Annotated in this window: 19 protein-coding genes; 6 read left to right on the plus strand and 13 right to left on the minus strand. The window is 73.5% G+C overall.

The genetic code is table 11. From position 1 onward, the window contains the following. Together AB0M52_RS17220 and AB0M52_RS17225 are read right to left on the minus strand one after the other, a co-directional pair. On the minus strand, positions 1-351 hold a 351-nt coding region (locus AB0M52_RS17220; RefSeq protein ID WP_363954285.1), incomplete at its 3' end, for a B12-binding domain-containing protein. Then, positions 348-2,102, minus strand: coding sequence for a PP2C family protein-serine/threonine phosphatase (locus AB0M52_RS17225; protein ID WP_363954287.1), 1,755 nt, complete (start codon positions 2,100-2,102; stop codon positions 348-350). The genes AB0M52_RS17225 and AB0M52_RS17220, both read right to left, overlap by 4 nt. Before the next feature lie 242 nt (positions 2,103-2,344). On the opposite strand from AB0M52_RS17225, the gene AB0M52_RS17230 reads away from it, so the two are divergent. Together AB0M52_RS17230 and AB0M52_RS17235 are read left to right on the plus strand one after the other, a co-directional pair. Next, positions 2,345-2,701 carry an STAS domain-containing protein gene (locus AB0M52_RS17230; RefSeq protein WP_363954289.1) on the plus strand — a complete coding sequence of 119 codons (357 nt, stop codon included), beginning with the start codon at positions 2,345-2,347 and terminating at the stop codon, positions 2,699-2,701. A gap of 52 nt (positions 2,702-2,753) precedes the next feature. Then, positions 2,754-3,101, plus strand: coding sequence for an STAS domain-containing protein (locus AB0M52_RS17235; protein WP_363954291.1), 348 nt, complete (start codon positions 2,754-2,756; stop codon positions 3,099-3,101). A 72-nt stretch (positions 3,102-3,173) separates the two neighbouring features. Here AB0M52_RS17235 and AB0M52_RS17240 read toward each other — a convergent pair whose 3' ends face one another. After that, entirely contained in the window at positions 3,174-3,470 is a 297-nt protein-coding gene (locus tag AB0M52_RS17240; RefSeq protein WP_363954320.1) for a hypothetical protein, read from the minus strand. 216 nt (positions 3,471-3,686) lie between these two features. Here AB0M52_RS17240 and AB0M52_RS17245 point away from each other — a divergent pair, with 216 nt between their 5' ends. Next, complete coding sequence (locus tag AB0M52_RS17245) at positions 3,687-4,670, plus strand: DUF2267 domain-containing protein (protein WP_363954293.1); 984 nt, start codon at positions 3,687-3,689, stop codon at positions 4,668-4,670. A 75-nt stretch (positions 4,671-4,745) separates the two neighbouring features. Here AB0M52_RS17245 and AB0M52_RS17250 read toward each other — a convergent pair whose 3' ends face one another. Beyond that, positions 4,746-6,047, minus strand: coding sequence for an NAD(P)/FAD-dependent oxidoreductase (locus AB0M52_RS17250; protein ID WP_363954295.1), 1,302 nt, complete (start codon positions 6,045-6,047; stop codon positions 4,746-4,748). A gap of 156 nt (positions 6,048-6,203) precedes the next feature. Between AB0M52_RS17250 and AB0M52_RS17255 the strand changes: the two genes are divergently transcribed. Continuing rightward, a complete protein-coding gene (locus AB0M52_RS17255) occupies positions 6,204-6,383 on the plus strand; it encodes a hypothetical protein (RefSeq protein WP_363954297.1) in 180 nt (59 codons plus the stop codon). A 46-nt stretch (positions 6,384-6,429) separates the two neighbouring features. On the opposite strand, the gene AB0M52_RS17260 is transcribed toward AB0M52_RS17255, so the two are convergent. The 4 genes from AB0M52_RS17260 to AB0M52_RS17275 form a co-directional block, all read right to left on the minus strand. After that, positions 6,430-6,717, minus strand: coding sequence for a DUF6510 family protein (locus tag AB0M52_RS17260; RefSeq protein WP_363954299.1), 288 nt, complete (start codon positions 6,715-6,717; stop codon positions 6,430-6,432). A 13-nt stretch (positions 6,718-6,730) separates the two neighbouring features. Continuing rightward, positions 6,731-7,453 carry a ferredoxin reductase gene (locus AB0M52_RS17265; RefSeq protein ID WP_363954301.1) on the minus strand — a complete coding sequence of 241 codons (723 nt, stop codon included), beginning with the start codon at positions 7,451-7,453 and terminating at the stop codon, positions 6,731-6,733. 8 nt (positions 7,454-7,461) lie between these two features. Beyond that, positions 7,462-8,061: a sulfite oxidase-like oxidoreductase gene (locus tag AB0M52_RS17270; RefSeq protein ID WP_363954303.1), complete on the minus strand. Its 600-nt coding sequence runs from the start codon at positions 8,059-8,061 to the stop codon at positions 7,462-7,464. Between the two features lie 82 nt (positions 8,062-8,143). Next, entirely contained in the window at positions 8,144-9,160 is a 1,017-nt protein-coding gene (locus tag AB0M52_RS17275) for a TerC/Alx family metal homeostasis membrane protein (RefSeq protein ID WP_363954305.1), read from the minus strand. Between the two features lie 216 nt (positions 9,161-9,376). Between AB0M52_RS17275 and AB0M52_RS17280 the strand changes: the two genes are divergently transcribed. After that, entirely contained in the window at positions 9,377-10,543 is a 1,167-nt protein-coding gene (locus tag AB0M52_RS17280) for a CaiB/BaiF CoA-transferase family protein (protein WP_363954307.1), read from the plus strand. An 8-nt stretch (positions 10,544-10,551) separates the two neighbouring features. Here the strand turns inward: AB0M52_RS17280 and AB0M52_RS17285 are convergent, their stop codons facing one another. After that, positions 10,552-10,962, minus strand: coding sequence for a DUF2267 domain-containing protein (locus AB0M52_RS17285; protein ID WP_111214600.1), 411 nt, complete (start codon positions 10,960-10,962; stop codon positions 10,552-10,554). Positions 10,963-11,138: 176 nt separating this feature from the next. Between AB0M52_RS17285 and AB0M52_RS17290 the strand changes: the two genes are divergently transcribed. Beyond that, positions 11,139-11,411 (plus strand): DUF2795 domain-containing protein, encoded by a 273-nt coding sequence (locus tag AB0M52_RS17290; protein WP_363954310.1) that lies wholly within the window; start codon positions 11,139-11,141, stop codon positions 11,409-11,411. A gap of 200 nt (positions 11,412-11,611) precedes the next feature. Here AB0M52_RS17290 and AB0M52_RS17295 read toward each other — a convergent pair whose 3' ends face one another. The 4 genes from AB0M52_RS17295 to AB0M52_RS17310 form a co-directional block, all read right to left on the minus strand. Then, entirely contained in the window at positions 11,612-12,277 is a 666-nt protein-coding gene (locus AB0M52_RS17295) for a hypothetical protein (RefSeq protein WP_363954312.1), read from the minus strand. A gap of 59 nt (positions 12,278-12,336) precedes the next feature. Next, positions 12,337-13,308: a pirin family protein gene (locus AB0M52_RS17300; protein WP_363954314.1), complete on the minus strand. Its 972-nt coding sequence runs from the start codon at positions 13,306-13,308 to the stop codon at positions 12,337-12,339. Between the two features lie 84 nt (positions 13,309-13,392). Then, positions 13,393-14,334, minus strand: a complete 942-nt coding sequence (locus tag AB0M52_RS17305; RefSeq protein WP_363954316.1) for a hypothetical protein — start codon at positions 14,332-14,334, stop codon at positions 13,393-13,395. A gap of 221 nt (positions 14,335-14,555) precedes the next feature. Beyond that, positions 14,556-15,173, minus strand: a complete 618-nt coding sequence (locus AB0M52_RS17310; protein WP_363954318.1) for a hypothetical protein — start codon at positions 15,171-15,173, stop codon at positions 14,556-14,558. Between the last annotated feature and the right edge of the window lie 56 nt (positions 15,174-15,229).

The raw sequence follows: 15,229 nt of genomic DNA on the forward strand, positions 1-15,229 counted from the left end.
GGCGACCAGCCGGGCCGGCAGCGCATGCCACTCACCGTCCATGCAGGCCACCACGATCCGGTCGCCGGTCGGCTGGTCATCGGCGTACCCGGCGATGGCCGCCACCACCCGCTCGCTGACGTGCGTGGCGGCGTGTTCCTCGGCGACGCCCCACTCGTTGCGCGCCCACCGCTCCCCCACCTCGGCCTGCGCGGCGGCGACCAGATCCAGCAACACCCGCTCGGCCGGTACGCCGGCGTCGAGCAGGCCCCTCGCCAGCGCGACGGCGGCCTGCTCGTCGGCGTCGGCAAGATAGTCCAGGTACGCCGGGTACGCGGCGGCCGGCGAGGTGCCCGTGGTCGCGGTGGTCACGGTGCTGCGGTCCCTTCCTGGCTCGCCCCGGCCGGCGTGGGTACCGCGTGCAGGTGCCGGTGGGCGCGGCCACCGGCACCGGTGGCGCGCAACGCGAGCACCGCGATGTCGTCGTGGTCGCGCTGGGCCAGCCAGTCGCAGGTGACCTGCTCGATCCGTTCGGCCAGGGCCGGCGCCGGCATCCGCTGGCAGCCGGTCACCGCCTGCACCAGCCGGGCGGTGCCGAGTTGCTCGTCGCCCCGCCGGCCACCGCGCGCCTCGGTCACACCGTCGCTGTAGAGCAGGCAGGTCTCGCCAGGGGCCAGCCGCGTGGAAACCTGGCCGACCCGCGGGTCCGGCACCACCCCGATGAGCATCCCGCTCAGCGCGAGCTGCTCCACCTCGCCGGAGGCGCGCACCACCAGCGGGGGAAGGTGACCGCCACCGGCCAGAGTCAGCGCCAGACCCCCGTCGCGGTGCGGCCGGACCGCGCCCAGCACCATAGTGGCGAACCGACCCTGCCCGTGTGCCAGGGTCGTCTCCAGCAGGGCATCGTTGAGCAGCCGCAGCAGCTGGGCGGGGTGCTGCTCGACCCGGTGCAGCGCGTGTAGGCACTGGCGCAGTTGCCCGGTGAAGACCGCCGCCTCGACACCCTTGCCGGAGACGTCGCCGAGAAAGAAGATTGAGCCGCCGTCGGGCAGCCGGTGCGAGCCGTAGAAGTCACCTCCGATGCGCAGCCCGGCCTGGGCCGGCCGGTACGCCGTGCCCCATTGGACGCCGGGGACCTCGACCGGCTCCACCGGCAGCAGGCTGGCCTGGAGGGTGTCCGCCACCTCGGCCTGGTCGTGGTAGAGCAGAGCGGTGGTCAACGTCGCGCCGGCCCGGGCGGCGAAGGCCCGGATCAGGTCGACGTCGTCCGTGCCGTACCAACGGGCGGCCGACCGGGCGACCAGCAGCACGCCGGCGGGCGTGTCCCGGCCGGGCAGCGGCACCAGCCGGGCGCACACGTCGGCCACGGACAGCCCGGGCAGCCATCCCGCCTCGACGGCCTGTTCGGCCAGCCAGTCGACGGCGTGCGGCTCGGCGCCGGACAGGCCGTCGGCGACGGCCGGGGGCAACTCCGCCGCGGCCAGCACCCCACGGTCCACAGTGGTTGCGTCGCCGTCGGCCCGCCGGGCGCGCCACCAGCGGGCCCGGCCGGACCGGGGAGCCAGCACCAGCACGGCCACCTCGGCCAGCGTGGGCACGGCGAGCCGGACCACCGCGGCGGCGGCCCGGTCCGGGTGCAGCGGGTTGCCGAGCTTCTCACCGACCACGGCCAGGAACGCCGACCTGGCCCGTTCGGCCACCAGCGCGTCGGCACGCCCGGCACTGTCGCTGACGTCCTCCACATACCAGCAGCTACGACCGGCCGACAGCGGCACCCGTCGGGTGCGCAGCCGGCGGCCGTGGTGGGTGAATTCGGCGTCGCCGGAACTCAGCCCGCCGATGCCGGCGAGCGTCCCGCCCGCGACGACCTCCGGCAGCAACCGCTCGGCGACCGGGCTGACGTGCCACACGACCCCGTCGGGGCCACACACCACCAGGCCCTCGCGGAAGTGCTCGACGACCTCCGGCCAGTCGGGCGCAGTCTGGGACCGGGCCCCCTCCACAGCGGGAAGCCCGACCGCGGATCGTGGCGTGGCGGGATGCCACGCCGGGGCCCGCGCGGCACTCGGCGTGAGGAACCGTCCGTCGCCGGGGCCAAGGTCCCTGACGTCGGCACCTGTCACCAGCTGAGCCCCACTCCTTGTCGATTCCGCAACCGCGCCGGGCGGTCTGCATGGTCTCGTCCCGCCACCCACCCTACGCCGGTGTCGCGGTACCGCCACCCGGCGGCCGCGCGGCCGGCCGCCCGACAGGCGGGGCAGGTCAACGGTTGTTACGATCCGGAACGCCCCTGCCCGCCGGCAACCCGCGGAAGGCGTGATCGTTGCTGTCCCACGGTCGAAGGCCCGAGACGACGCCGCTGAGCATGTCCGTCGACCGGTCCGATCCCGACGTGCCCGTCATCCTGGTGGGCGGCGATCTCGCCTACACCACGGCCGCCCCGCTGCGGGTCGAGGTGGACCGCCTGCTTGGCCCCGGCCCCGCAGGGCTCGTGCTCGACTTCGCCGACCTGCAGTTCATCGACAGCACCGGGCTCAGCGTCATCGTGCACGCCTGGCGCGAGGGGCAACAGGTGGGCACCGCCCTGCGGCTACGCGCGGCGCCACGGTTCCTTGCGACCATTCTCGACATGACCGGGGTCACCGGCCTGCTCGCCCGCCCGGTCGGCGGCGACCAGCCGGTGCGCACCGGGCCGGACGGCCAACCCACCGCCACCGCCTGACTCCCCCAACCCTGCGACTTGCGCGGAACCGGTGGGCTGGAAGCATGGGGGCATGTCCTCCCCGCTGTTGGCCATCGAGGTCAGCCGGTTCGACGCCGGGCGTGCCGAGCTGCGGCTGACCGGCGACCTGGACTTCGACAGCGCGACCGAGCTGATCGACGCCGTGGGTGAGCTGCACCGCGACGGCTACCAACAGCTGGTCATCGACCTGACCGGACTGGGTCTGTGCGACTCCTCCGGGCTGAGCGCGTTCGTGGTGGCGCACCGGGGCGGCTCCGTTCCGATCCGGTTGACCGGCGTGCACCCCAAGCTGCGCCAGTTGCTGGACCGCACCGGCCTGGCCGAGCTGCTGGAACTGCGGCCCGCCACCGAGGACGGCGGCGTGGAGGCGGCGGGCTGACCGCCTTCCACCGGCCACCGGAAAGGGGTGGCCCCCGACCCTGGGACCAGGGGCCGGGGGCCGGAGGATGGCTCAGGACGCCGGAACCGGGAATCCGGCGCTTCGGGGCGCGGGCGGCTCCGCGTCCTCGGGAGGCCCGGAATCGGGAGTCTTGAACAGATAGCGGATGAACTCCGCGCCCGTGGGGTCGTCCTCCGCTCCCGGCCACTGCCCGGCGCAGTCGACGCCGATCACCTCACGGCCGGTGCCGTCGGCCTCCTCCAGCAGCGCCCACAGGCTCACCTGGTAGCACCGGGTGCTCTCGGTCGCCAGGCGCCAACGGGCGTACCAGCCGGGTCGGGCGGGGACGATCTCGACAATCCGCTTCATCATGACCTTCCCTTCCGCGTGCTGTGCCTCGGAAGATCTCCGGTCCACTGCGATCGTCGGCCCCGCCCGGGTGACGATCCCTCACCCCGGCGGGATGAAGCCGCAACGGCGGCGTCGCGCCGGCGGTGGCCCGGGCCGAACCGATCGTTTCGCTCCCGGTAGCGGCGGGAAGGCCATCGACGAAGCCAGCAACACCAGCGGAAGCGAGGTGCCACCATGCGCAAGCAGATGGAGGGCGACAACCAGCGCCGCCGCGCACTGGCCCGGCAGGCCCGGCAGCGCGGCATGCAGGCGGGCGACACCGGTGCCAGCCTGAGCGCTTCCAAGCAGCTCGCCCACCTCGACCAGGGCAAGCGGACCGGCCCGACGCCGGCCAGAAGCCGCCACAAACCGAACACCACGCGCGACCGGCCCGCACCGCCGCCGGCCGGCCTCGCGGAGGCCCCTCCCCGACCTCGCCCGGAACCGGGCGTCAACGCGCCGGGGGTCACCACGATGGGCTACCAGGATCTGGTCGACGACGTCGTCCGGCGCGCCGGCGTCGACTTCCGCACCGCCAAGGTGGGGGTGGAGTCGACGGTACTGGTCCTGGCCTGGGCCCTGGAGGCGGCCGAGCGCAACCGACTGCTGGCGGCGGTGCCCACCTCACTGCACGACGTGGTACCGGTCGACGGCATCGAGCGGCGCCAGGACCTGCCCGGCTTCCTGTCCGAGGTGGGCCGGATCAGCGGCCGCAGCCCCGAGCAGGCCCGCTATCAGGCCGAGGCCACCCTCGCGGCGCTCGCCGAGCACGACGGTGACCTGGTCGAGTCGCTGCACGTACCGGACGAACTGCGGGAGTTGCTGAACCCGCCCGCAGCCGGCGGCGGGGTGGTCGGCGCGACCACCGCCACGCCCACGCTGTCCGACTTGGACCTGGGTGATGCGCTGTCCGACCTGCCTTACTGGTCCGGTGACGGCACCTCGCTGTCCCGGACCCTCGAACTACCGCCGGACAACCTCGACCGGGTGCTGGACCGGCTCGACCAGATCCGGGGCCAGACCGGCCGCGGGCCACGGATCGGCCGGGCGGACCCGACGACGGCCGTGTTGACCGTCACCAGCCGTAACGCCCGGGGTGTTACCGCAATGGACATCGACCTGGCGCACACGATCGACGACGCGATCGACGAGGCGGGCGCCGGGCTGGCCACCGGCTGAGCCACCGGCAGAACGGACGCGGGCCGACGGGTACCCCCGTCGGCCCGCGCACCCGCGCGGGCACATCAAAATGAGTCAGCGTACGCGGGTCGGCATCTCGGGCGAGGCGCTCTCCAGCGGCACGGCGTTGGCGGGGACGAGTCCGAGCTGCGCCGCCGAGCGGGGCTGCGCCGCGTCGATGAGCCAATCGGCGCTCACCCGGGTCCGGTTGCCGGGCATCGCCAGCAGGTGATAGCCCCGGGTCACCGCCTTGGCCGGCAGACCGGACATCGGCACCTTCAGCGGGTTCGCCGCCGCCTGCTTGCCGCCCAGGTCGACCACCCAACCAAGGTCGTGATGCTTGTACGGCCGGCGGCGGCCCTGCCCGTAGGAGGCGGCGACGTTGTGCGCGGCGAGCTTGCCCTGCCGCTGGGCGTGCTGGGCGGTCATCGTGCAGATCTGGCCGGGGCGGGTCAGGTCGGGGACCGCGGCGGCGTCGCCGCAGGCGTACACCTCGGGGAAGCCGGGGACGTTGAGATACTCGTCGACGACCAACCGCCCCTTTTCGGTCCGCAGGCCCAACTCCGCCACGAACGGGTCGGGGCGTACGCCGACGCACCAGATCAGCGAACAGGTGGGCACGTACTCGCCGTCGGTGAGCTTGACCCCGTCCTCAGTGGCGACCGCCACCGAGGTGCCCATGCGTACGTCCACCCCGCGCCGGCGCAGCACCCGGTCCGCGGTCCGGGACATCCGCTGATCCAATTCGGGCAGAACGCGGGGGGCGACGTCCAGCAGCATCCACTTCGGCCGGATCTTCAGCCGGGGGCGCTGGGCGGCCAGCTCGTCGGTGAACAGCTGTCCGTGCGCGGCCACCTCGGTACCCGTGTAGCCGGCGCCGACCACCACGAACGTCGCCCGCGCCTGCTGCTCGGCCGGGTCCTCGGCCTGCTCGGCCAGTTCGATCTGGCGGATCACCTTGTCGTGCAGGAAGAGCGCCTCGGGCAGGCCACGGAAGCCGTGGGCGTACTCGGTCACCCCGGGGATCGGCAGCAGCTTGTTGACGCTGCCGACGGCGAGGATCAGCCGGTCGTACGCCAGCCGGTTGCGGTCACCCTCCGGCTGGGTGAAGCCGACCCAGCGGTTCTGCAGGTCGACGTGATCGGCCTCGCCGATGACCACCCGTACGCCGTCCAGCGTGCCGGTCAGCGGCACGGCGATCCGGCCGGGCTCCACCACGCCGGCGGCCACCTCGGGCAGCAGCGGCAGGTAGAGGAAGTAGTCGGTCGAGTTCAGCAGGACGATCTCGGCCCGGTCGCGGGCCAACCGGCTCAGCGTCTTCGCCGCGTGGTAACCGGCGAACCCGGCTCCCACGATCACCACACGAGGTTTCGTCATTCCGGCCCGGTTCCCGCCCCCGGCCAGGACAAACGTCCGCGCCCGGCGAGCGGCTCCGGCCTGGATCGCGAAAGCCTCACCCGCACGGGGTGAACTCGCCTCACCCGAGGGCGGCGCAGGGTCGAGGGGACGGCACGAGTCGAGGAGGAACGCATCATGAGTCTGCCGATCCCCAATGACCGGCGGGTGCCGACGTACCTGCGGCAGAGCGGCCGCCCGCAGCTGACCTCACGGCAGCGCCGGCGCGCCGAGCAGAAGGAGCGGAGACTCGGGCGCCTGACCGGCCAACGCCCGCCGGACCGTCCCGGCGGCCGCGCGGCCAGCCGTGGCCGCTGAATCCGCCACCGGTGGCAGCGCCCCGGATCTGCCTGGTCGTGCCGGGCTACCGGCTCGGCGGGCCCTCGGCCGGCATCGGGAATTGGAGGAAGGTGGCGCCGCGCAGGTCCAGCCACACCCGATCGGGTGCGCGGACCAGCCGCAGTATCACCTCGGTGCAGACCGGGCACCGGGCGACCAGGCCCGGCGCGTGCGAGTAGACCCGCAATCCCGCCACCGGGCTGGCGGTGCCGCAGTGGGCGCACCGGCCGGTGGCGGTGCTCAGGTCGACCGCGAACACCTCCCCCAGCGGACCGTCGAGCATGTTGCCGTCCACGTACGGCAGCGCAGTCATCCGTAGCCTCCTCTCAGCCGGTCGGGCCGAAACGCTCGGTGCGCACCCGCCTCGCCGGGTGGCCCAGCCCGACGAGCAGATCGGAGACGGTCTCCACGAAGCCGGTGGGACCGCAGACGTAGACCAGGGGCTCCAGGTCCGGCGGCCAGCCGTGGGTGTTGACGTCGGCGAGATTGAGCCGGTGCGGCTCGCCCCGCCATCCCTCGGGCGCCTGGCGGGTGTACACGTACGCCACGTCGAGACCGGCGTCGTCACGGACCCGCCGGCGCAACTCGTCGGCGTAGAACACGTCGGTCGGGGTGCGTACGGAGTAGATCAGCCGAAACGGGGCCCGGCTGCCGGCCGCCCGGCGGGCGCGGAGCATGGCCATCAGCGGCACCACGCCCGAGCCGCCGGCCACCAGCAGCACCGGGTCGGTCTGGGCGGGCCGCCAGACGAACCAGCCGCCGACCGGGCCGCGGACCTCGACCGGATCACCCTCCCGGTAGGTCTCGATCAGGAAGGGCGACACCTCACCGTCGGGCACCCGCTGCACGGTCAGCTCGATCCGGTCGCCGTCGGCCGGCGCGGCCAGCGAGTACGAGCGGGCCGCCTGGTAGCCGTCGGGTGCGGTGAGCCGGATGTCGACGTGCTGGCCGGGCAGGTGGGCCGGCCAGCCCGGCACCTCCAGCAGCAGGGTCTGCGCGGTCGGTGTCTCGACCCGGCGTTCCACCAGCCGGGCCGGCAGCCACCGCATGGGCCCGCTCAATCGCCCTGGTACCGCTGCTCACGCCACGGATCCCCGTAGTCGTGGTAGCCGGCGGTCTCCCAGAAGCCGGGGCTGTCCTCGCTCATCAGGCGGATGCCGCGCACCCACTTGGCGGACTTCCAGAAATAATGCTGGGGCACGAGCAGGCGGGCCGGCCCACCGTGTTCGGCGGGCAGGTCGTCGCCGTCGTAGGTGTGCACCAGCCAGGCCTGCCCGTCCCGCAGGTCGTCCAGGGGCAGGTTGGTGCTGTAGTCGCCGTAGGAGTGGGCGAGGGCGTAATCCGCCGCAGTGTCGATGCCGTCGAGCAGGGTGTCCAGCGAGACGCCCTGCCAGTTGGTGCCGAGCTTCGACCACCGGGTGACGCAGTGGATGTCGACGGTCGGGGTCTCCTGCGGCAACGCCATCATCTCGTCCCAGCTCCACCGGTACTCCATGCCGGTCTCGGTGGAGATGACGAACTCCCACGTCTCGCGCGGCACCTTTGGTGTCGGGCCCGCGGACAGCACGGGGAAATCCGGTGTCAGGTACTGCCCGGGAGGCAGGTTCGGCGCCCCGGAGCGGGGCCGACCCTGAAAGCCCGGCGTGACGATGCCCACCGCTCAGTCGTACCACGTTCGGTGGCGCGCCCGGGGGGCGTTCGCCGGGCCGGTCCGTGCGGTGGGCAGGCGGCGCGGACCCTCACTGCCGTTCGGTGACGATCTCCTTCGTGCCCGGCGCCATGTTGCGGGTGGCGCGCAGACTGGTGATGGTGACGACGGTCAGGACGACGATGATGACCAGGAGCGAGGCCACGGTGGGGATCTCCGGGACGCCCTCCCAGATGCCGTGCGCCCAGTGCAGGCCGAGCTTGACGCCGATGAAGGCCAGGATGACGGCCAGGCCGTAGCTGAGGTGGACCAGCCGGCTCAGCGCCGCGTGCAGCACGAAGTACAGCGCCCGCAGTCCCAGCAGGGCGAAGGCGTTGGTGGCGAAGACGAGGTACGGGTCGTTGGTGATGCCGTAGACGGCCGGCACCGAGTCGACGGCGAAAACCACGTCGGTGGCGAACACCGCCACCACCACCAGCGCGAGCGGGGTGAGCGCCCGCCGGCCGTCGACCTGCACGGTCATCTTCGTGCCGTGGTACTCGTTGACCACCGGCATGAAGCGGCGCAGCAGGCGCACCGAACGCATGGTGCCGATGTCCACCGTCTGCTCGTGCCCGCTGAACGCGTCACGAAGCAGCTTGGCCGCGGTGAACAGCAGGATCAGCGCGAAGACCAGGAAGGCGAAGTCCAGGGTCTGCAACGCGGCCGCGCCCAGGGCGATGAACACGCCGCGCAGCACCAGCGCCCCGGTGATGCCGAACAGCAGCACCCGCTGGGCGAGCACGCCCGGCACCGCGAAGGCGGCCAGCAGCAGCATGAAGACGAAGAGGTTGTCGACCGACAGGGACTTCTCGACCAGATAGCCGGTGAGGTACTCGAAGCCGCGCTGGGAGCCGAACTCGGACCAGACCCAGGCACCGAAGGCCAGCGGCAGGGCTATGTAGAACGCCGACCAGCCCAGCGCCTCTTTCAGTGACACCTCGTGCGGGCGGCGGGTCACCAGGAAGTCGAGCACCAGCAGGACGAGCACTCCGGCGATGGTCACCGCCCAGAGCGACGGCGTGCCCACCGACTGGAGACCGGCAGCAGCATACGACAAATCGGACATGAAGCCTCCTCGAACACCGTGTCATGTTCGAGGTCTCCTTCACCCACATTTCGTGGGCAACCACCCGAGGCACACGTCAGCGCGCCGTACTGACCGGTATGGTTCGTGGGAAGTACTCCCCTCGTGCTGACAAGGTTAGGCCAGCCGGATCCCGCCCGCCAGGCGGGGCAGGTCCGTCCCCTTACCAGCGCGGATGTGAGCGCCTATCGTGATCCGGTGACCGCTGAGCTGCCGGCCGGCCCACTGGCCGGCGTACGCGTGATCGAGCTGGCCGGGATCGGGCCGGGTCCGTTCGCCGCGATGATGCTGGCCGACCTCGGTGCGGACGTGATCCGGGTGGACCGGGCGACCGAGGTGGACGTCTCGGCCTTCGGCACCCCACATCCGGACCTGCTCAACCGGGGCCGCCGCTCGATCGGCGTGGACCTGAAGTCGGCCGGCGGCCGGGAGGTGGTGCTCGCCCTGGCCGGCGGCGCGGACGCGCTGATCGAGGGTTTTCGGCCCGGGGTGACCGAGCGGCTCGGCGTGGGCCCGACGGACTGCCACGCGGTCAACCCGCAGCTGGTCTACGGCCGGATGACCGGCTGGGGGCAGGACGGACCGAGCGCGCCGTACGCCGGGCACGACATCGACTATCTGGCCCTGACCGGCGCGTTGCACGGCATCGGCCGGGCCGGGCAACCGCCGGTGCCGCCGATGAACCTGCTCGGCGACTTCGGCGGTGGCGGGATGATGCTGGCCCTGGGCGTCGTCTCCGCGCTGTACGCGGTCCGCGCAGGCGCGGCCGGTCAGGTGGTCGACGCCGCAATCGTGGACGGGGTGGCGGTGCTCAGCACGCAGATCCACGCGTTGCGGCAGCTCGGCATGTGGCAGGACCCGCGCGGGGTGAACCTGCTCGACGGCGGCGCCCCGTTCTACAACACGTACGAGTGCGCCGACGGGCGGTACATCGCGGTCGGCGCGCTGGAGCCGCGGTTCTACGACGAGCTGGTCCGGCGCACCGGTTTCCCGCTGCCGCCGGACGAGGCGCCCGATCGCACCGACCCGGCGAACTGGCCGGCGCTGCGCGCGGCCTGGGCCCGGCTGTTCCGCACCCGCTCACGGGACGAGTGGGCGGCGCTGCTCACCGCCTCCGACGCCTGTGTGGCCCCGGTGCTGGACTGGCGGGAGGCGCCGGAGCATCCGCATCTGGCCGCCCGGGACACCTTCGTGGTCCGCGACGGGGTCGTCCAGCCGGCGCCGGCACCCCGGTTCTCCGGCACCCCGACGTCGGTGCGCCGGCCGCCGCCGTGGCCCGGTGAGCACACCGACGAGCTGCTCGCCGAGGCCGGCTACCACCCGGACCGGGTGGCCGACCTGCGGGCCGCCGGCGCGGTCCGCTGAGCCTCGGCTCAGCGGCGGCGCAGGGTCGCGCCGGGTGCCAGGGCCGGTTCGACCATGTCGCGGTAGTCACGGGGCAACTGGACCACCAGTTCGTCGAACTCCCCACCGGTGACCGCCTCACGCACCGTGGTGAAGACCGCGCGGATCGCGTCCCGGGCCGCCGGCTCCTCGACGCCGGCGCGGACCGCCACCCGGGCGACGAACTCGGCCGCGCCGAAACGCTCCGCCGCCTCGGTGTCGGGTGTCGGCCGCAGCGGCAGCCGTAGCGGCGCGGGCAGCTGGACGGCCAGGTCGAGCACCTCGCCGCCGGTCAGCCGCTCGGCGAGCGTGGCCAACGTCGCGCTGGTCAGTTCCGTCGCCCGCTGAGACGACGTACCGGTCCGCTGGGCCACCTGGTCGACGAACGTGTCGTAGTTCATCGGATACCCCCTCCGGGCGGCGATTACCCGTCGGGCCGGATCGGAAACGGCGGCCGGTTTCGGCCGCGCCGCGCGAAAACCGCGGCCGGTTTTCCGGCGGACCGGCGCGTGACGGGCGCTCGGTCGGGTAACCGCGCCCGGTCGTGGCCGGATCGAAGCCGGGAGGAGCCGACACCATGGCGAGTTACGCCGACGTCCTGCAGTACATGTCCAGCCTGGATTTCCCCGCCGGGAAGGACGACGTGGTACGCGAGGCCGAACGCGAGGGAGCCCCGCCGGACGTGTTGCGCGCTCTGCGTGCGCTGCCTCCGGTCGACTACGCCAACGGCACCGAGGTGGCCCGTTCCGCCGGCATCGATGCGGCTCCCGAGGTCGACGACGCGCAGCGTGGCGCGGCGGGCCGCGACAAGCGGCACCAGCGGGTGTCCCAGCACCTGCGCAGCATCTGAACCCGGCACAGGTGGGCGCCCCGGCCGCGAACCGCGACCGGGGGCGCCCCTGGGTAACCAACCTGCCCTGGTGGCGCAGCGCCCGAACCGGGTCGCAACCACAGGCGGCCGGCAGCCACCCGGTCCCGGGTGGCTGCTGTTACCGCGATCATCATACGTCATGGGATCGGCCGAACGGTCAGGTGGTGTCGACGAAGGGCTCACCCGGCCAGTTCCGCATACCGCCGCTCCAGGTCGATCCGGGCCAGCGCACCGACCAGCCAGGCGAGACGTTCCGACTCACCGCCGCCGGCCAGCCCGGCGAGATCCTCCGCGGAGCGCCCCAGCCCGAGCCGGCGGGCCGCCGCCAGCGCCCGCCGGTCGGCCACCGGGGCCACCTCCCGCCACAGCGCTTGCACCTCACGCAAAAACAGGTCCGCGACCTGGGCGTCCACCCCGGGCAGCGCGGTGAGCAGCGCCCGCTCGCGCGCCGGGTCGTAATGGGCCGCCGACCGCAGCTGACGCAGGTCGCCGCGGTACTGCTCGACCACAGTGCGGGCGAGGTCGCCGAGCAGGTCGGCCAGGGCGTCGACGTCGCCGCGCTGACCGCTGTCGCGCAGCGCCCGGACCCGGTCGGCGTGCAGCGAGCGGGCCAGCCGGGCCGCGCTGTCCCAGCCGGCGTCGGGCAGGGCGTGGGCGCTGTCCAGGGCCCGCCGGAAATCACCCCGGCGGGCCAGCAGGACCGCGAGGCAGAGCAGCTGGAACAGGCTGGACGGGTTGTTGGTGACCCGGAAGCCGTACTGCTCGGCGAACCCTCGGCCGCTGCCGGCGAGCCGGCGCACCAGACGCTTCTTGTCCTCGATGGTGGAGATCGCAGTGGTGGGCATGCCGGCTACTACCCGCGCCCGCGCCCGCCACGCCTGCGGTGCAGCCCGGAAGCCGCCGGTCAGTCCCGGAAACCGCCGGACCGGTCCCGGGCCTTGAGCCGGGTCGTGGGCAGGGCGGGGGCGGGCAGCGGCGGATCCGGGTCGGCGGCGACCACGCCGAACCGCCGCCCGGCCATCCAGTCCTCCCGGGCGGCCACGATCTCCTCGTGGCTGCGGCCGACGAAGTTCCACCACATCACCAGCGGCTCGTCGAACGGGGTGCCGCCGAGCAGCATCAGCCGGGTGCCGGGCTCGCCGCGCACGGTGAACGCGTCCCGGCCGGCGCCGAGCCAGAGCAGCGCCCCGGGCGCGAGGGGCACGCCGTCGATCTCGGCGGCACCGTCGAGGGCGAGCAACGCGTACTCGAAGTCGCGCCGCAGCGGCAGCCCCACCGGCCCCGCGCCGGCCAGGGCCAGCTGTGCGCCGAGCAGCGGGGTGTAGACCCGGGCCGGCGAGCGCTCGCCGGCGAGTTCCCCGACCAGCAGGGTGACGTCCAGATCGCCGTCGCGCCACCGGGGGAGTTCGGCGTGGTGGGCGAAGTCGGCCGCGCCGGCCCGAGCCGGATCCGGCAGCGCCACCCACAGTTGCAGACCGTGCATCAGCGGCGGATGGACGGCCGGGGACCGCTCGGAGTGCGCGATGCCGTGACCGGAGGTCATCACGTTCAGCTGCCCCGGGCGGATCGGCTGCACGCTGCCCAGGCTGTCGCGGTGCAGGATCTCGCCGTCGAGCAGCCAGGTCACGGTCTGCAAGCCGGTGTGCGGATGCGGCGGCACCTCCATGCCCGGCCGCTGGGCCACGTCGTCGGGACCGAAGTGGTCGACGAAGCACCAGGCCCCGACCATCCGGCGGGTGCGCTGGGGCAGCAGCCGGCGCACCGTCGTGTAGCGGCCCAGCGGCACGTCGTGGCCCGGCAGCAGCACGCTGCCCGGATCGGCGGTGGCCACGCCGGGCGGCCGGGTCTGCGCGGGCATCGACTCGGTTGGCTCCACGGGCCGACTGTACGCCCGATCCGGCCGCCCACTCAGCCACTGCGCGCACCCCCAGGCGGCCACCCGCGCCCCGACCCGCATCCCTCAGCCGGTGCGTACGGTCAGCACGTTCGCGCCGGCGACCAGGTCCAGGAGGATCCGGTCGGCGGACCGGTCCCAGCCCGGCGAGCCGAGCACCGTGCCCGCGGCGACTCCGTCGCGGCGCTCGTCGTACAGGGCGATGGTGCCGGCACCGGCGGCGGCCCGGACCCGCACGGGCCGGCCACCGGCGACCGTGACGTCGAACAGGTTGACTCCGCCGGTCACCCGCACCACGAACGCGCCGTCGACCGGGGGCAGGAGCAGCTCGGTACGGGTGGCGCCACCGGCGAGTTCCAGCCCGGACAGCCGGGCCGAGTTGAGGTCGAGGCGTCGTTCGGTGGCCCCACCGGTAATCCGTACCGCCCAGGTGACCCGGGCGTTGAGCAGCACCTCGACCGCGCTCGGCGCGTCCCCGGTCCGCTCCATCCGCAGCCGCACCAGGTCGCCGGCCAGTTCCGGGCGCGGCCGGGCGCCGGACTCGGCCGGGCTGCCGATCCGGTACAGCTCCTCCCCCAGTTCCACCAGTCGCAGGTCGAACCGGGTCACCCCGTCGACCAGCTCGAAGGCGGCCTGCGGCCGGCCGTCGCGGGGTGCGGTCTCGGTCTCCTCGCGGCTCTCCACGGCGGCCCGCGCCGCCCCGCCCAGCCCGCTGGTCCCGCCCGGCTCGGCCGGCCCGGTGGCCGCCGGTTCCACCGGCTGCCCGCCGCCGGAGAAGACCAGGCCAAGCCGGTGCGGGTCGGAGAGGATCACCGCCACGGCGGCGGCACCGACCGCCAGCACCAGGATCGCGGCGGCGGCCAGCAACCGCGCGCCGGCCGACCAGGTCGGCCGGGCCGGTGACACCGCGTCGCTGCCGGCGAACGGCTCCGCTGACACCTCCACCCGGGGCGGCGGAGCCGGCTCCGGGCGTGTCCGACAGTTCTCGTCCCGCTCCGAACCGGCCATGCCGTCCCCTTCCACGGTCCCTGCCAGCAGGTACGTACCGGAGAGCGGGACGGATCAGTCGGACCGCCGACAGGGACCGGATCGCCCAACGGTTCCGCCGGGTGGCCGAGGCAAAGCTGGCGTACGGCGTGGTTCAGCTCCACGAACGGGTACCGGTGCCCGCCGGAGGGAACGGCGGGCACCGGTTCCGGTGCTTTCCGGGCCCTGCCCGGCGTGCTGGCTCAGTGCGTGCCACCCGCACCGAGGCGGTTGCGCCGCCGCCAGAGCATCGTGCCGAGCAGCAGGACCACGCCCGTGGCGACGAGCCCGCCACCGACCTTCATCGGGGTGTCCAGGCTGCTGCCGGTGACCGGCAGGTGCGGCCCCTTCTTGGGCAGCACCCGCAGCTCGATGGAGGCGCTACGGCCGGACTCCCGACCGGTCGCGGTGAAGGTGAGCAGGCCGGTCTCCGACGGCGTGTACCGGCGGGCGAAGACGCCGTCCCGGTCAGCCCGGACATTCAGCGGCGCGCTGGCCTGGAAGGCCACCGGTGTCATGGCGACGGTGCTGCCGTCGCTGCGGACCGTGCCGACGGCCGGCGCGGCCAGCGGCGTCCTCGAGATCTCGATGTCCACCCATTCCCTGCCGGCGAAGCTGCGCCCGGTGAGGACGATCGACTCGCCGAGGTAGATGGTCGGGCGGTTCACCGTCAGCGAGGCGAGGACGGGCGTGTACGGCGGTGGCTGGGGCGTATCGGAGACTGTGGGCGCCGGCTGCGGCTGCGCCGCCCCCGCCGCGGTCGGCACGGCCACCACGGCCAGACCGACCGTGAGCGCCATGATGATGCGGGATAGCCGCATGGTGGTTCCCTCCTACTGAGAACAGCTTGGTGCGGTAACAACTTGGGTGGTCCATG

This window comes from Micromonospora sp. NPDC051296, from assembly GCF_040682255.1.
Taxonomy (GTDB): Bacteria; Actinomycetota; Actinomycetes; order Mycobacteriales; family Micromonosporaceae; genus Micromonospora; species Micromonospora craterilacus.

What these genes read in the sequence shown, in the direction of transcription:
- AB0M52_RS17230 (WP_363954289.1), top strand. Translation starts at nt 2,345, where the DNA reads ATGTCCGTCGACCGGTCCGATCCCGACGTGCCCGTCATCCTGGTGGGC.
- AB0M52_RS17235 (WP_363954291.1), top strand. Translation starts at nt 2,754, where the DNA reads ATGTCCTCCCCGCTGTTGGCCATCGAGGTCAGCCGGTTCGACGCCGGG.
- AB0M52_RS17240 (WP_363954320.1), bottom strand. Translation starts at nt 3,470, where the DNA reads ATGAAGCGGATTGTCGAGATCGTCCCCGCCCGACCCGGCTGGTACGCC.
- AB0M52_RS17245 (WP_363954293.1), top strand. Translation starts at nt 3,687, where the DNA reads ATGCGCAAGCAGATGGAGGGCGACAACCAGCGCCGCCGCGCACTGGCC.
- AB0M52_RS17250 (WP_363954295.1), bottom strand. Translation starts at nt 6,047, where the DNA reads ATGACGAAACCTCGTGTGGTGATCGTGGGAGCCGGGTTCGCCGGTTAC.
- AB0M52_RS17255 (WP_363954297.1), top strand. Translation starts at nt 6,204, where the DNA reads ATGAGTCTGCCGATCCCCAATGACCGGCGGGTGCCGACGTACCTGCGG.
- AB0M52_RS17260 (WP_363954299.1), bottom strand. Translation starts at nt 6,717, where the DNA reads ATGACTGCGCTGCCGTACGTGGACGGCAACATGCTCGACGGTCCGCTG.
- AB0M52_RS17265 (WP_363954301.1), bottom strand. Translation starts at nt 7,453, where the DNA reads ATGCGGTGGCTGCCGGCCCGGCTGGTGGAACGCCGGGTCGAGACACCG.
- AB0M52_RS17275 (WP_363954305.1), bottom strand. Translation starts at nt 9,160, where the DNA reads ATGTCCGATTTGTCGTATGCTGCTGCCGGTCTCCAGTCGGTGGGCACG.
- AB0M52_RS17285 (WP_111214600.1), bottom strand. Translation starts at nt 10,962, where the DNA reads ATGAACTACGACACGTTCGTCGACCAGGTGGCCCAGCGGACCGGTACG.
- AB0M52_RS17290 (WP_363954310.1), top strand. Translation starts at nt 11,139, where the DNA reads ATGGCGAGTTACGCCGACGTCCTGCAGTACATGTCCAGCCTGGATTTC.
- AB0M52_RS17295 (WP_363954312.1), bottom strand. Translation starts at nt 12,277, where the DNA reads ATGCCCACCACTGCGATCTCCACCATCGAGGACAAGAAGCGTCTGGTG.
- AB0M52_RS17305 (WP_363954316.1), bottom strand. Translation starts at nt 14,334, where the DNA reads ATGGCCGGTTCGGAGCGGGACGAGAACTGTCGGACACGCCCGGAGCCG.
- AB0M52_RS17310 (WP_363954318.1), bottom strand. Translation starts at nt 15,173, where the DNA reads ATGCGGCTATCCCGCATCATCATGGCGCTCACGGTCGGTCTGGCCGTG.